The 13,695-nt window shown below is 45.4% G+C and carries 14 protein-coding genes; 5 read left to right on the forward strand and 9 right to left on the reverse strand.

Annotated elements, in window-relative coordinates; translation table 11 throughout:
* The first annotated feature begins 420 nt into the window (after nt 1–420).
* Complete coding sequence (locus ACTIE6_RS03440) at nt 421–1,116, forward strand: YjjG family noncanonical pyrimidine nucleotidase (RefSeq protein ID WP_439555300.1); 696 nt, start codon at nt 421–423, stop codon at nt 1,114–1,116.
* A 2-nt stretch (nt 1,117–1,118) separates the two neighbouring features.
* Here ACTIE6_RS03440 and ACTIE6_RS03445 read toward each other — a convergent pair whose 3' ends face one another.
* From ACTIE6_RS03445 to ACTIE6_RS03465, 5 genes are read right to left on the reverse strand one after another with little or no spacing between them, the layout of a single operon-like run.
* Nucleotides 1,119–1,943, reverse strand: coding sequence for a phytanoyl-CoA dioxygenase family protein (locus ACTIE6_RS03445; RefSeq protein WP_439555301.1), 825 nt, complete (start codon nt 1,941–1,943; stop codon nt 1,119–1,121).
* 51 nt (nt 1,944–1,994) lie between these two features.
* Nucleotides 1,995–2,882: a trypsin-like peptidase domain-containing protein gene (locus ACTIE6_RS03450; protein WP_439555302.1), complete on the reverse strand. Its 888-nt coding sequence runs from the start codon at nt 2,880–2,882 to the stop codon at nt 1,995–1,997.
* Between the two features lie 24 nt (nt 2,883–2,906).
* Nucleotides 2,907–3,449 (reverse strand): DUF2911 domain-containing protein, encoded by a 543-nt coding sequence (locus ACTIE6_RS03455; protein ID WP_439555303.1) that lies wholly within the window; start codon nt 3,447–3,449, stop codon nt 2,907–2,909.
* Nucleotides 3,450–3,454: 5 nt separating this feature from the next.
* On the reverse strand, nt 3,455–4,117 hold the full coding sequence (locus tag ACTIE6_RS03460; RefSeq protein WP_439555304.1) for a DUF6089 family protein: 663 nt from the start codon (nt 4,115–4,117) through the stop codon (nt 3,455–3,457).
* A gap of 46 nt (nt 4,118–4,163) precedes the next feature.
* A complete protein-coding gene (locus ACTIE6_RS03465; protein ID WP_439555305.1) occupies nt 4,164–5,174 on the reverse strand; it encodes a DUF6089 family protein in 1,011 nt (336 codons plus the stop codon).
* 242 nt (nt 5,175–5,416) lie between these two features.
* Here ACTIE6_RS03465 and ACTIE6_RS03470 point away from each other — a divergent pair, with 242 nt between their 5' ends.
* The 3 genes from ACTIE6_RS03470 to ACTIE6_RS03480 are packed head-to-tail and all read left to right on the forward strand — an operon-like array spanning nt 5,417 to nt 7,815.
* The gene (locus tag ACTIE6_RS03470; RefSeq protein ID WP_439555306.1) at nt 5,417–6,043 is read left to right on the forward strand and encodes an ABC transporter ATP-binding protein; all 627 of its coding nucleotides are present in this window, start codon (nt 5,417–5,419) and stop codon (nt 6,041–6,043) included.
* Nucleotides 6,044–6,082: 39 nt separating this feature from the next.
* Nucleotides 6,083–7,309, forward strand: a complete 1,227-nt coding sequence (locus ACTIE6_RS03475; protein WP_439555307.1) for an ABC transporter permease — start codon at nt 6,083–6,085, stop codon at nt 7,307–7,309.
* A 53-nt stretch (nt 7,310–7,362) separates the two neighbouring features.
* Complete coding sequence (locus tag ACTIE6_RS03480) at nt 7,363–7,815, forward strand: DUF3299 domain-containing protein (RefSeq protein WP_439555308.1); 453 nt, start codon at nt 7,363–7,365, stop codon at nt 7,813–7,815.
* On the opposite strand, the gene nuoH is transcribed toward ACTIE6_RS03480, so the two are convergent.
* Together nuoH and ACTIE6_RS03490 are read right to left on the reverse strand one after the other, a co-directional pair.
* Nucleotides 7,808–8,941 (reverse strand): NADH-quinone oxidoreductase subunit NuoH, encoded by a 1,134-nt coding sequence (gene nuoH / locus ACTIE6_RS03485; RefSeq protein ID WP_439555313.1) that lies wholly within the window; start codon nt 8,939–8,941, stop codon nt 7,808–7,810. The genes ACTIE6_RS03480 and nuoH overlap by 8 nt on opposite strands.
* Nucleotides 8,942–9,952, reverse strand: coding sequence for a gliding motility protein (locus ACTIE6_RS03490; protein WP_439555309.1), 1,011 nt, complete (start codon nt 9,950–9,952; stop codon nt 8,942–8,944).
* A gap of 20 nt (nt 9,953–9,972) precedes the next feature.
* On the opposite strand from ACTIE6_RS03490, the gene ACTIE6_RS03495 reads away from it, so the two are divergent.
* The gene (locus ACTIE6_RS03495; RefSeq protein ID WP_439555310.1) at nt 9,973–10,848 is read left to right on the forward strand and encodes an NAD-dependent epimerase/dehydratase family protein; all 876 of its coding nucleotides are present in this window, start codon (nt 9,973–9,975) and stop codon (nt 10,846–10,848) included.
* Nucleotides 10,849–10,916: 68 nt separating this feature from the next.
* Here ACTIE6_RS03495 and ACTIE6_RS03500 read toward each other — a convergent pair whose 3' ends face one another.
* Nucleotides 10,917–12,068 carry a redoxin domain-containing protein gene (locus ACTIE6_RS03500; protein ID WP_439555311.1) on the reverse strand — a complete coding sequence of 384 codons (1,152 nt, stop codon included), beginning with the start codon at nt 12,066–12,068 and terminating at the stop codon, nt 10,917–10,919.
* A 30-nt stretch (nt 12,069–12,098) separates the two neighbouring features.
* Nucleotides 12,099–13,595 carry an Asp-tRNA(Asn)/Glu-tRNA(Gln) amidotransferase subunit GatB gene (gene gatB / locus ACTIE6_RS03505; protein WP_439555312.1) on the reverse strand — a complete coding sequence of 499 codons (1,497 nt, stop codon included), beginning with the start codon at nt 13,593–13,595 and terminating at the stop codon, nt 12,099–12,101.
* Nucleotides 13,596–13,695 lie beyond the last annotated feature (100 nt).

Genomic DNA, 13,695 nt, shown 5'->3' on the forward strand with positions numbered 1-13,695 from the left:
CGTCACCAACTCACTGTCGCTAACTTGGACTTTCTCCATTTTTATTATTCGATTTAGTTAACGTAGAGCGGTTCGTCGATATTGTTTCTCCTTTCTGTCTGGTGAAAAAATTGAAGTAATTATCTGTATTTCAAATTATACGAATCAAAGAAATAGATTTAGCAAATAATTTGCAAACGTTTGAGTTTCTTTTTTTTCGAAATCGATTTTCATTAACACATGTTAACAACCAGGCAGCTTTTTTCACCTTTACCTTAGTTTACTACGTATATATGTGCCTTTTAAAATATTTAATAGAACTTATCATATAAATATACGCTTATTCCTGAGAGATCGACTTATTTGTTCGCGATATCTTTATTGCGCAACCAACGAAATTTGAAATTTCACTTTTTTAATAAATATTGAACTTTTCACAGAATGAAGTACAAGCATATTTTTTTCGATCTCGATCACACACTATGGGATTTTGATAGAAATTCATCCGAGTCACTGGAAGAAATTTTTCATACACTCACACTCCAAAATCATGGAATAACGTCCATGGAGGATTTCATTCAATGTTTCTTGAAAGTTAATCTGTCTTTGTGGGACATGTTTGACCGCGGACAAATTCACCATACCTATATACGTCAAAACCGATTTCGGCTCGTTTTTGAAGATCTGGGTATTCAATGCCCGGAAAACCATGAAGAAATTGGCGAGTTGTACCTGAATACTCTTCCCGACAAAAAGCATTTACTCGAAGGTGCACTCGATCTGCTCAATTATGCAGTAGCGACCGGCTACAGAATGCACATTATTACCAATGGATTTAATGAAATTCAGGCAAGGAAGCTTGCGGGTTCTCAGATCGGCCACTTTTTCGAAAATGTGATCACATTTGAAACGGCCAGTGCCAAGAAACCAGACCCGAAAATTTTTGAATTCGCATTGAACGCGGCTCAGGCAAGTCCCGAAGAATGCATCATGGTAGGTGATAACTGGATTGCGGACATTATGGGCGCCAAACAGATCGGGATTGATACCGTCTATCTCAATCCGGCCGGACTTCAGTTTGATGAAAAACCCACTTACGACATCAGAAGACTGGAAGAGCTGCTCCTTATATTATAAGATCAATAAGCAAATAGTACAGGATTAAGCTCGCTGTCTGCTGGGCCACCTACGGGTCGGGAAAGCAGCCAGGTTTCCCAATCGGCCTGCTGGTACTCATTTCTGGGCTGTACGATATTCTGATCCTGGTCCATATAAATCATCGTCATCACCTTCCGCGGACTTCCGGAAGTATTAGCCCCTGCACGATGAAACAGCCAGCCTGCGTGAAAGCTGGCTTCACCAAGATCAAATGGAGTTTCGTTCAGCTCAAATTGTTTCAGCGCCTCGTTCATCAGCGCCTCACTTTCATCACTAATCTCCAAATCACGTCCTATTTCAACATGGTGGCTCTTTTCTGCAAATGCAAGCGGGCCCATTTCCATGGAAGTTCTTTGAAGCGGTATCCAGACTGTTGCCGTTTTCGGCGAGGAGAGCGGCCAGTAAAATTGATCTGCATGCCAGGGTGTAATTCCACCTGATGATTCTTTGTACAATGCCTGATCGTGATATAACCTGACGCCGGAAGTTTGCATTAAGTCGGCAGCGATCTTTGCCAGCCTTTTGGAGAATACGAATTCCTTTACTTCTTCGCTTTCCCTCCACAAATTCATCACCTGCAGAAAAGCGCGCTCGTACGTCGTACGCTCCTCCATGGGCTTAGTCAGTTTATTCAGCCGGAAAACAAGATCCGTGATCAACTCTCCGTAATAAGCGAGCAGATTTTCGCTCAGCACATTTTTGAGCTTTACATATCCGTAAGTATTAAAATGCGCGACTGCACCTTCGGGAAGAATGTATGGTTCCGAAAGTTCGCGTTGGATCAGATCGTATTGCAGGTCAGTCATAGTCAGGATCTTTATGCTCGTAAAAGAGTTGACTTTATTAAAACTACCTGATCAATCCTGTTCGTAGAATTTGATTTTTTTCTCCCTTAAAAACTGTTTGATCACATCCACATGCACGCATTGACCTACATTCAGGAAAGGATAATTGGATACTCTCCTCCGCTGTCCGTCGGATACTACTTCCCTGTTAACCTGATCAAATCCCAGGTGCAGGTGGCGCGTGGCGCTTTGCATGCCGTAAATAGTCCCGTTTGGATCAAACAATGGCCCGCCGCTTTGGCCTCTCAGTCCAGGCGTGCTCATTTCTATTCCGGTGATCTCGCTGCCTTCCCCAATGTGCCTGGTGATAATGCCGTCAATAGGAAAGCTCGGCGTTTTGGAACGTCCTTCTTTGGTCCATTCAATGTCGCCCGAGACTTTGTTGTATTGGTAATTGGTGAATTCCGGAAAGGGATAACCCAACCTGCACAGGTACCGGCCCTGTTTCGCGAATCGTGAGTCTTTTAAGAATTGCGCATAACCCTGGTACTGTACCGACTCAAATTCTTTGAACTGTATAATCGCAAGATCCTGCGTAGGGTGCAGATGTATCGTCATCGCCTTATAAGCTGAGACGCACTGAATGAAGTTAAAAAGAACACGAATGGGATTAGCCGCGGATATCTTGTATTTATTTTCAAGATTCGTCCGCTGCGTTTCAAACCCTGGATCTTTCTCAAACTTCCTGAGTTCTCCCCTGAATTTGAGATAATTTTCATAGATAGAATTTGCGTACAAGATCTGGCGCGCGACGTGCCTGCAGGTAATTGCAAACCCTTCTTCGTTGACAAAAAATAAGGTGGCTGTGCCGGGTACAATATCGCTGCCCGTGTAGTACCGGAATATAAAATGGATCGGGCGGGTAAACTGGTCTACTTTTTCAATGGCTCCAACAAACATGCGGGCAAAGTTAGTAAACCAATCTTATTTGTGTGAAAAAGGAACAATAGCTTCTGTCTGGTCCCAGCTGAGGATCATATTGACACCAGTCGGGATTTCCTCAAAGTAGATATCAAACAACTCCTGCACAGAAGAGCGGATTCGAATGGGGACTTCTACCCGAAGCACATCTTTTCCATCATTATAATTGGTGCCCCATTGACCTACCTCCGAATTCAAAATGATCTTCCAGCTGCCCTGACCGGGAACGGAGTAAAGTGAATAAGTACCGGCCTGCACCGGCTTTCCGGCAATTGTAAGTCCGCTGCCGATCTCGATGATAGTAGCTTCGTTCGCGCCTGTTCTCCAGACCTTCCCGTAAGGCAGCAATGCATTATCCTGCTCACGCCCGAAAATGAGTCTTCCTTTCTTGCTAGGCTTGCTGTAAGTAACCTTGACGTTGACACCGTTCTTACTCGTTTCGGCAACAGCTTCGGGGCTAAATGATTTGGTATACATCCGCATACCGGCAAAGCCAATTACACCTGCAATAACCACGACTAAGAGGATCAGGAGAGGTCTTTTCATATATCTCAGGGACAAACGATCTTGTAAAATGTGTAACTAACCGACAGTCTAATATAATAATAGTTGTCTTTCAGAGAAGGATCTCCCTGCTGCAATTTGTCCGTGTTAACCGGCTTTCCACCAAGATCGTCCAAGTAATCTGTGAAAGTCTTTCGGGCGCCGTATTCCAGTCCAATGTTCCACGGGCGACGGATCTGATATTTGATCCCAACCCCATAAGGCAGCACGAAAGAAGATGTCTTATAATCGCTGGTTTTGGTTTGAGGATTGAACCTGGCATAACCTACCCCACCGAAAAGGTACGGACTCCAGTTAACCGCAAAACGGCGCTCCTGGAAATTGAGAAAGTTATATTCAGCTACCGCAGTACCTTCAAAAATGCCTGATCTGAAAGATTTATTACGTGCTACCTGAAAGGGGTCTTTGCTATACTTGTCCGCCGCTGCAATTACACCAGCCGCTACCTCGGCCCGCAGGGACAATGCCTGACTGGGATTGAAACGGAAGAACAGGCTGCCGCCCGGCCTGATAAAGCGGAGCCGCTGCGAAGGTGCAATATCTCCTTTATAGTTAAAACCACCAATTCCGCCGCCCAGCTCAATTTTCTGAGCATTAACATCAAAAACGGCAACAAAAAAACAGATACCTGCTACCAGAAGGCGAAGCAAGTATCTGTTAGTCCATTTAGAAAATAAATATTTCAATGTGTGCTTGTTATCTTAACGGGGGACATTTGATCTGCGAAGGCAGCATGTAATTCAGGTGGATCATTCCGAAAAGGTAGTTGTCAGTCAAAGTAGGACTGTTCCCGCGCTGTGTACCTGGTGCTGCAAAGCCGGTTGCCGGAAGAGCTGCAAAAGGATCGTTGGTTTCAACCAGGTAATTGACTTGTAAAAACTTAACCAAAGATTCCGTACGATCTGCTCCCTTTCTGACGGCTACACGCTCCGTAGATCTGTTTGACAATGCCAATGCAAGTGGATTGTCTGCAAAAACTGCCGGATCGGCATAGTTTCCGTGTGCATCATCAAGATAATCGGTAAATGTTTTTCTGAAACCCAGCTCCACTGAAACATCAAACCGCTGATTGATTTTATATCTTAAACCAATGCCTACAGGTACTGCAAACTGAACAAGTGAGTATGGTTTTGCATAACCTTCATTACCCTGACCTTCTGTGCCGAGCGGCTGCAACTTTACCCAGTCACCATTCAATGAATCCAGCGCTTTGGGATTGTGAGCGGTTAAGGCTACACCTGCAAAAAGATACGCTCCAAACTGAGGTCTTCTATCGTAGCTTCTGTTATCAGGAATAAGCTTGAAAATACCTTGAACCGAAAATTCTTTAAGATCATTTCTGAAATGCAGGTTTCTCGCATAGAAGATGTTCGTTTCATATTTTGGCCTGCGGTTCATAATGTAGTCGTCGCCAGCAATGCGACCGTAAATGAAACTTGCCCTGGCTGCCAGACGTGGTGTAAAGTGCCTTGTGTAATTGCCGCCGACGCTCCAACGCATCATGTTAAATACAGAAGCTACGTGCCTTCTGTATGGAGCGAAATCGCCGAAATAGCTGGATGTACCTACGCCAAAGCCTGCTGTAGAGTAAGGAACGAAAATGCCTCTGCTCTGCGCGCTGGCCTCCTTTCCTGTTAATAAAAGTCCAAAAGTCATGATCACTGCAAGCGCCCCGGATACTCTTTTGAATTCAAAATGTCTACGCATTTTCAGATCGTTTTTTTGCAAAAATAGGATAGTTGTCGGTTTTATTACGGCTTCAACACCATTTCAACGTATTTACAAAAGATTTATTTGTAGCGGGGAATCTTTTTAAAATGAACACCTACCTGCCAAATTCCGGTATGCGGAAATGAGCTGATATAGACCACAACCGCGCATTAACACACGTTTTAAATGGATGACCAAGAAAACTTTGCTATCATTGCAGACTAAAAAAGATCCAGGAAATGATTACGAGTCACAATCTCAGGTTTTCGTACTCTCCCCAAAAAACATTTCAATTTCCTGATATCAATTGCGGTGACAAGGAAACCTTGCTGATTTTAGGCCAGTCGGGGAAAGGCAAAACCACATTACTTCATCTTCTCGCCTTCCTGCTTCGTCCCGAAAGCGGGGAAGTATCCGTAGGCGGCCGGTCAATCAGCCATCTGGAAGCGGAGCAGGTCGCATTGATCCGTGCGAAAAGTATCGGGATTATTTACCAGCGCGCGCATTTTGTCAGTGCATTGTCTGTGATCGATAACCTGCTGCTCTCCAATTTTCTTGCCGAAAAACCACAGGATAGGAAGAAAGCAATTTTCCTGGCCAATGAACTGGGTTTTGCAGAGCATTTAAACAAAAAAACAGCACAGCTGAGTCAGGGCGAGCAACAGCGGGTAAGTATTGCGCGTGCATTGATGAATGAACCCAATGTGATCCTTGCCGACGAACCTACTTCAAACCTTGACGATATCAACTGCCAGCGCGTCATCGAACTGCTCAAAATGCAGTCCGCATTAATCGGTGCGAGCCTCGTGGTGGTTACGCACGACCAGCGGCTGAAAGATGAATTTTCCAACCAGGTGATTTTATAACGGATCAAGGCTGCTCTGCGGGCGGCAAAAATCAAAGCAATGAACCTTTTCAAAATCAGTATCGCCAATATCAAGGAAAAGAAGCTTAACAGCTTCCTGAGTGCACTTTTGCTTTCGCTTGGTATTGGTATGATATCGTTGCTTCTGCTCCTGAACCAGCAGCTTGACGAGCAGTTCCGGAAGAATATCAAAGGAATTGACATGGTAGTAGGCGCGAAAGGCAGCCCCTTGCAACTGATCCTGTCCAGCATTTACCAGATCGACGCGCCCACTGGCAATGTACCGCTGGCAGAAGTGGATGCATTACGGAAAAACCCTTTTGTAAAAACAGTTATCCCGCTTTCAATGGGCGACAACTACCAGGGATTCAGAATACTGGGAACCACGCCCAAGTATATAGAACATTATAAGGTAAAGGTGGCCGAGGGGCACGTGTATAATGCATCCATGGAAGTAACGCTCGGCAGCAAAGTTGCTCGCGTATCAGGACTTAAAATCGGCGATACTTTTGCAAGCTCTCACGGACTGGACGGGGAAGGTGATGTACACGGGGACCGTAAATACAAGGTTACCGGTATTTTTCAACCCAGTGGCTCGGTAGTGGATCAGCTGATCCTGACCAGATTATCCAGTATCTGGGATATCCACGACCATGAAGAACCGGCAGATGAAAAGCACGACCACGCCGAAGAACACGCCAGCGACGAGCCCGACGAAGCTGGAAGGGATGTGACCAGTGCATTGATCCAGTTTCGTAACCCAATGGGTTTGATGACCATTCCGCGGCAGATCAACCAGAATACTTCTATGCAGGCTGCATTGCCAAGTATAGAGATCAACCGGCTTTTTTCGCTGCTTGGGGTAGGGATCGAGACATTGCGGGCAATTGCCATTATTATCATAACCATTGCGGGAATAAGCGTTTTTGTTTCACTTTACAATTCCCTGAAAGAGCGCAAGTACGAAATGGCATTAATGCTCTCACTCGGCGCCACGCGAACTTTTCTTTTCCTGATGCTCCTGATTGAAGGCTTGTTCCTGGCCATTATCGGCTTTTTTGCCGGGATTATTCTCAGCCGGGTTGGATTGTGGTTTTTTTCAAAAGCCGCTGAACAGGATTTCCATTATTCAGTGGGTAAATTCGCATTGCTGCCGGAAGAGATATACCTTCTATTTGCTGCATTGGCAGTTGGTGCAATTGCGGCGGCGCTTCCCTCGGCAGGAATTTACCGGTTGAATATATCCCGCACACTGGCGGAGGAATGATAATCTGCTTAAATTTGTTTATCAGGTTCAATCCCTTTTAAATAGAAGAGCAAATGAAATCGTTGAAAGCGGCCACCCTATTTTTTTGCATTACCACACTCCTGGCATTCAAGCCCGCCATCGAGCCTGTTAAGGTAACCTGGGAAACTTTGCGGGATGTAACGTTCAAGAAAAAGTGGTATGCCGAAGAATCCATTTACATGCTCCACCCTACCTTCGGCCCAAGTGTTCAAAAGTTGAAAAACCAGCAGGTAGCTATTACCGGCTACATTCTCCCTGTTGACCTGGACGCAAACCTGTACGTGCTTTCAGCATTTCCATTCAGCGCTTGCTTTTTTTGCGGAGGCGCAGGACCTGAAACTGTAATGACTTTGAATTTCAAGAAAAAAGACGGCCGGAAGTTTAAAACCGACGAGCGACTTACTTTTACGGGAACATTAAAGTTGAATGCAGACGATATCTATCAGATGAACTACATTCTGGACGGGGCGGAAATTGCTAACTGATACCGATCAAACGCCAGACACCGGAGATAAAGAAGAGAACGAGACCCACGGGTGTCAGTACTTTCCAGCCTAAATACATCAGCTGATCCACGCGAAGCCGGGGCAAAGTCCACCGTGCCCACATTTGCAGAAGAATACCAAACATTGCCTTACTTAAAATCCAGAGGATCCCGGTAACGTAGCCAAACCAGGTACCCGGCTCTCCGCTTGTCCAATCTGCCAAACGAAGCGGGCCGATATTTGGAAGCGGTGTGTTCCAGCTTCCGAGAAAGAGAATCGCGCCCAGAAGCGATACCAGCAACATCATTCCGTATTCTGAGAGCATAAAAAGTGCCCAGCGCATTCCGGAATATTCTGTGTGAAAACCGGCTACTAACTCAGATTCTCCCTCAGGTAAGTCAAACGGTGCACGGTTACATTCTGCGAGTGACGCGATGAAGAACACTACGTAAGCTATCAACAAGAAGGGATTTCTGATAATGTTCCAAGTCAGTATCCCGCCTACCTGCGTTACATCTATACCCAATTGTTTCATTCCAAAAAGGTAAACAGGCTCAGTCGAGTAAATGCCCTGCTGATAGCTGATGACTTGTAAATCAAGCGTTTGTGTCAGCATTACTACACAAAGGATTGACAAACCAAGTGGTATTTCGTAGGATATGATTTGTGCCACTGCGCGCATCGCGCCGAACAATGCAAATTTGTTATTGGAACCCCAGCCTGCCATCAACAGTCCGACAACGTCCACAGAAACGATTGTCAAAAGAAAGAAAACACCCACTGCCGTGCCCGATCCTGCGAGCTCCGGAGCCAGCGGAACTACGGCAAAGCCTGCAAAAACAGAGATGAAAATGATAAAAGGCGCAATCAGAAATAAGCGCCTGTCGGCTGCTTTGGGAACAATATCTTCTTTTTGCAACAGTTTGAGCAAATCAGCGAAAAGCTGCAAAAGTCCCCATTTACCTACTTCCATTGGCCCCATTCTATCCTGGATAAAGGCGGATACCTTTCTTTCAAGATACACACCGATTACCACAAAGCCGGGTACCAGGAGCAGGAATATAATGAGGGTAAATGGCATTAAAAGCTGGTTGAGTGAACAGGATTTGGCAAAAGTAAATAAAATCTACTCTACTTTGTCCGGCTGGCCGCTATAACCCGATTCCTGCAGGATCCTGCTTGCATTATCAATCTCCATCAACTCAACAATAGAAACTTCCCTGTTTTCTTTCATAAACAAATTCACAATGCGCCAGCCAATCCAGCGGGCGATAGCACCCGGCACTTTCTGCCCGATCTCCGTCGTAAATGGTCGCTCTTCGATGAATTTACGCTTTTGCAGTACATTCTTTTCATATAGTAACTTGCTCGCAATAAAGTACGCCCAGATATCCTGCTGGCTGTTATAAGTCTTTTTCAGGTTAACCTCCGAGTAACCGATAATTAGGCTTTGCGGCGTTCCGGGCATCATATATCTTACAAATTCATACCCTTTCCCATACCCGATCATATCCGCAAGCAAGGTTTGATCTCCCGGACTGATTTTGTTAAACCTGTTTGAAATGAAGAAGATAATGGAAGGAACAATATATTCTTTTTGATATCGACGTAGCTGGTAATCAAATACATCGGGACGGTACATTGCATTAGGCCCGCCGAAATAATCGAGACCAATGATGATAAGCGAGTCTGAAATGTAGAGATCATTGCCTGCAAATCCGGAGACCATAAATTCAACCTTTGGTGCGGTAAATGCAGGATAGTAGTACTTAATATGTTTGAATGCTTTCGTGAGTGAATCTACAATGACAGTTTGCCGGTCGCCAATCAGCGAATCAAGCTGCGTCTTGAATGTCCTGAAATCCTGATTTTGAAGTATATTAAAGAGATAACCTGCCAGTTTACCAGGCTCAACCGGCGCATCTGAAAAGTAATACCTGCCCAAATGCGGATGTTTGTTCAAAAATTTTTGTACTTCTGTCTCCGACTTGCAGGCAAACAGCTCCTCGTCGAGATTTTCAGAAACAACTTTTAAATCTATATCACTGATATCAGCAACAGCTCTGTTGTCAGGCTTGCAGGAAAATGTAAAGACTGCCAGTAGTGCAATAAGACTGATTTGTTTTAAATAAACCATTCGACTGTCGGGAAAAATATATGTCAGGTGAAGATTCAAAAATAGAAAAAAAACGAATAGGCATTCTTGGCTGCGGCTGGCTGGGAATTGCACTAGCACAACGTTTGGTTGGCGATCCTATTACATCACAAATCAAGTGCAGTACCACTTCTGAGTCCAAGCTTGCAAAGTTCGATGCACTTGGGTTGGAAGGTTTCCTGCTCGATCTTACTCCTGGTTTTACGACAGATACAGACCAGGTAAATGCATTCTTTAATGTAGATGCAATGGTTGTCTCGCTTCCGCCGCGATCAAGCCAGCGTGAGCCGGGCTTTTACGCACAGCAAATACAAGCGGTTGTTTCGGCAATCAGGGAATCTCCGGTGAAAGAAGTCCTTTTTATCAGTTCAACCAGCATTTACCCCGACCTTAACCGAACTGTTACGGAAGAAGATGTAACCAGCCCGGAAGAGTCGGATTATCCCGAAATGGCGCAGGCTGAGCAGCTGATCACCTCCCTGCGGCCACAATGCACAGCTAGCGTTCTTCGTTTCGGCGGACTCCTGGGTTACAATCGCATTCCCGGAAAATACATGCAGGGGAAAAAAGATATGACTACCGGCACGGTCCCGGTTAACTACATTCACAGAGACGATGGGGCCGCGCTTATTTTGGCTATGCTCAAACAAGGGGTTAGGAACGAGACTTTCAACATAGTAGCCCCGCTTCATCCAACCCGCAGCGAAATTTACATTACTACCTGTGCGCAATTCGGCTGGGAGGCGCCCACATTTGCTGACGGCGAGCAGCCTGATTTCAAGATCGTTTCAAATCGCAAACTGAATGACGCATACCGGTACGACTTCCTCTATCCGGATCCATTGCAGTTTCACTATTCCCTTGAAGATCCGATCTGACATAATTAACAACAAAAAACCCGCAGGAGTATCCCTGCGGGTTTTATCATGATATAACCAAAAAGATATTATTGGGCACCCAGCAGTTCTGTCAGCTTGCTTTCCAGCGCTGGTCCCCGCAGGTTTTTAGCGATGATTTTTCCGTCTTTATCAATAAGAAAAGTAGCTGGTATTGCATTCACCCCGTAGGTCTGCGCTACTCCCGAATTCCATTTTTTCAGCTCCGATCCGTGCTGCCATTTCAGGTTATCTTTTGTAATGGCTGCTTTCCACGATTTCTCATTATCGTCGAGGGAAACTCCGTAAATGTCAAAACCCTTTTCTTTAAACTTATCGTACATTCTGACCACATTTGGATTTTCCATTCGGCACGGTCCGCACCAGGAGGCCCAAAAATCGATCAACACATATTTTCCGCGAAGGGACGAAAGTGAAACAGGCTTTCCTTCCGGGCTGTTGAGCGTAAAATCTGGTGCTTCCTGACCTACTGAAACGCCGGCAATCCGTTTAATCTGTCCGATAAAACCTTTGGCCAATGTAGGTGTAGGCTGCACTTTTTCATATTCGTCGGCCAGTTTCTTTAGTGTTTCAAGATCTGTATCCGGGTTCAGAAAGTTATTGGCGGCGAACAATGCAACCAACGAAGTTCCCATTTCAGGCAGCATTCCTTTGATCGCAGTCAAACGTTCCTGATCCGCTTTTGTAAAATTCTGCTGGATCTCAGCAATTTTCTTGGTATCCTTTTTCTCTTCTGCGGCTGCGTATTCTTCATTCCAGGTAGTCACCTTTGCCGCAAAAGCCTGCATCAGCTTATCAAGCTGCGCATAGTATTCCATATTTTTTGAACCTGTAACTTCGGCTTTTCCTCCATTTCCTTTGGCATCACGCGTGGTACCATCCGCCTGAACATTCAAATTTTCGCCTCCTTCCACCAGTAAAACCACTTTCTGGCGATCTGCGATATTTAATGTAAAAAAGCTTCCGCGGTCTCTTTCGGTACTTTTTAACGAGAAACTACCATCAGCACCTAATTGCGTCGAATCCAGCTTTACCGAAGAACCTGCCGCCGTGGATTTGGAAAGAATGACCTTTTCACCTTTCGCGCCATTTTTAACTTTCCCGGTAACGGTAAAATCCTTGGGATCAAGCTGCTGTGCCCAGGATTGTACGCCCGCAACGAGCAACACAGATAATATACCCCCTTTTAAAAACCTCTTCATAAGCCTGAGAATTTCTGTTAAGAAACTGTTCTATGATAATTTCTGCGCCAGTAGCTGGTTAACCAGCTTCGGATCGGCTGTGTTGTTTGACTTTTTCATTACTTCGCCGACAAACAATCCGATCAGCCCTTTTTTGCCTTTCCGGTAAGCAGCTACTTTGTCTGGCATTGAATTAATTACCTCTTCTACCAACGATTCCAGCTCGTTTGTATTGCTGTTTTGCAGCCAGTTATTCTCCGAAGCAATGTCCCGTGGCACCTTTTGCGGCTCAGCCAGGAGTACCGGAAATATTTTTTGCGTCGCAACAGAATTGCTGACCGTACCTGACTCAGAAAGCTCGATCAGCTCGGCCAGCGTTTGCGCACTGATCGGGAACAAGGCGATGTTTCCTCCATTATCGTTCAGAAATGATTTCACCGGGCCCATGAGCCAGTTCGAAGCCGCTTTATAGGCAGCGGTCTTACTGCAAACCGCCTCGAAATAGTCTGCGATCTCTTTTGTATCTGTCAGCACCATTGCGTCGTAAGCAGGGATTCCGTACTGGTTCACAAATTTTTCCCGCAATTCATGGGGCAATGCGGGCATGCTGCCTTTTATATCGTTCAGCCACTCTTCCGAAACGATCACAGGCGAAAGGTCCGGATCGGGGAAATAGCGGTAATCGTTCATGGTTTCTTTTACTCGCATTCCGTAAGTCTGACCATTTTCCACGTCAAACATACGTGTCTCCTGCTGAACTGTTCCGCCACTTTCGAGCAAAGCAACCTGTCTTCTTTCTTCAAAGCCGATTGCCCGCATCATATTCCGGATTGAGTTCATATTCTTGATCTCAACCTTTGTCCCAAATTCCGCTGCGCCATTTTTACGAACAGAAACGTTCACGTCGCAACGAAGGGAGCCTTCTTCCATATTTCCGTCACTGATCCCAAGATAGCGGACCAATCTTCTTATCTCAGTAACAAATGCACCCGTCTCTTCGGCGGACCGCAAATCAGGCTCAGAAACCATCTCTACCAACGGAGTACCCGCGCGGTTATAATCCAGCAAAGTTTCCACCTGATCCCCCTCGTGCACCGATTTTCCCGCGTCCTCTTCGAGGTGAATGTGGTGAAACCGGATTAATTTCTCTGTTATCTTACCTGTTGAATCTTTGGTCGAGACAGTAACTCCTCCATTTTCGCAAATCGGCTTTTTATCCTGCGAAATCTGATATCCTTTGGGAAGGTCAGGGTAAAAGTAATTTTTACGGTCAAAAACAGTCTTTCTGCTAATGGAGCAGCCACATGCAAGTCCAAGACGAACTGCATACTCAACTGCTTTTTTGTTGATTTTGGGCAGTGTTCCAGGCAATGCGAGTGTCAGCGGACCAATGTTCGTATTGGGTTCTGTTCCAAAAAGATTGACATCCCTGGTAAACAACTTCGATTCTGTCAACAGCTGGCAATGCACTTCAAGCCCGATCACCGTTTCGTAGGTAGCGAGCAATTCGTCCGTAATATCAGCAGGTTGCAGGGTGGTATTGGTCATAATTAATGTAAAATGCTATAACAAAGATATGCATACGGGCCGTCCATAGCATGAACGGCCCGTATTTTAAAAGACTCAAAAAGAATATTATAATGAGTTG

The organism is Dyadobacter sp. (assembly GCF_051859145.1).
Classification (GTDB): domain Bacteria; phylum Bacteroidota; class Bacteroidia; order Cytophagales; family Spirosomataceae; genus Dyadobacter.

What these genes read in the sequence shown, in the direction of transcription:
- ACTIE6_RS03445 (WP_439555301.1), bottom strand. Translation starts at nt 1,943, where the DNA reads ATGACTGACCTGCAATACGATCTGATCCAACGCGAACTTTCGGAACCA.
- ACTIE6_RS03480 (WP_439555308.1), top strand. Translation starts at nt 7,363, where the DNA reads ATGAAATCGTTGAAAGCGGCCACCCTATTTTTTTGCATTACCACACTC.
- ACTIE6_RS03495 (WP_439555310.1), top strand. Translation starts at nt 9,973, where the DNA reads ATGTCAGGTGAAGATTCAAAAATAGAAAAAAAACGAATAGGCATTCTT.
- gatB (WP_439555312.1), bottom strand. Translation starts at nt 13,595, where the DNA reads ATGACCAATACCACCCTGCAACCTGCTGATATTACGGACGAATTGCTC.
- ACTIE6_RS03450 (WP_439555302.1), bottom strand. Translation starts at nt 2,882, where the DNA reads ATGTTTGTTGGAGCCATTGAAAAAGTAGACCAGTTTACCCGCCCGATC.
- ACTIE6_RS03455 (WP_439555303.1), bottom strand. Translation starts at nt 3,449, where the DNA reads ATGAAAAGACCTCTCCTGATCCTCTTAGTCGTGGTTATTGCAGGTGTA.
- ACTIE6_RS03490 (WP_439555309.1), bottom strand. Translation starts at nt 9,952, where the DNA reads ATGGTTTATTTAAAACAAATCAGTCTTATTGCACTACTGGCAGTCTTT.
- ACTIE6_RS03470 (WP_439555306.1), top strand. Translation starts at nt 5,417, where the DNA reads ATGATTACGAGTCACAATCTCAGGTTTTCGTACTCTCCCCAAAAAACA.
- ACTIE6_RS03475 (WP_439555307.1), top strand. Translation starts at nt 6,083, where the DNA reads ATGAACCTTTTCAAAATCAGTATCGCCAATATCAAGGAAAAGAAGCTT.
- ACTIE6_RS03440 (WP_439555300.1), top strand. Translation starts at nt 421, where the DNA reads ATGAAGTACAAGCATATTTTTTTCGATCTCGATCACACACTATGGGAT.
- ACTIE6_RS03500 (WP_439555311.1), bottom strand. Translation starts at nt 12,068, where the DNA reads ATGAAGAGGTTTTTAAAAGGGGGTATATTATCTGTGTTGCTCGTTGCG.
- ACTIE6_RS03465 (WP_439555305.1), bottom strand. Translation starts at nt 5,174, where the DNA reads ATGCGTAGACATTTTGAATTCAAAAGAGTATCCGGGGCGCTTGCAGTG.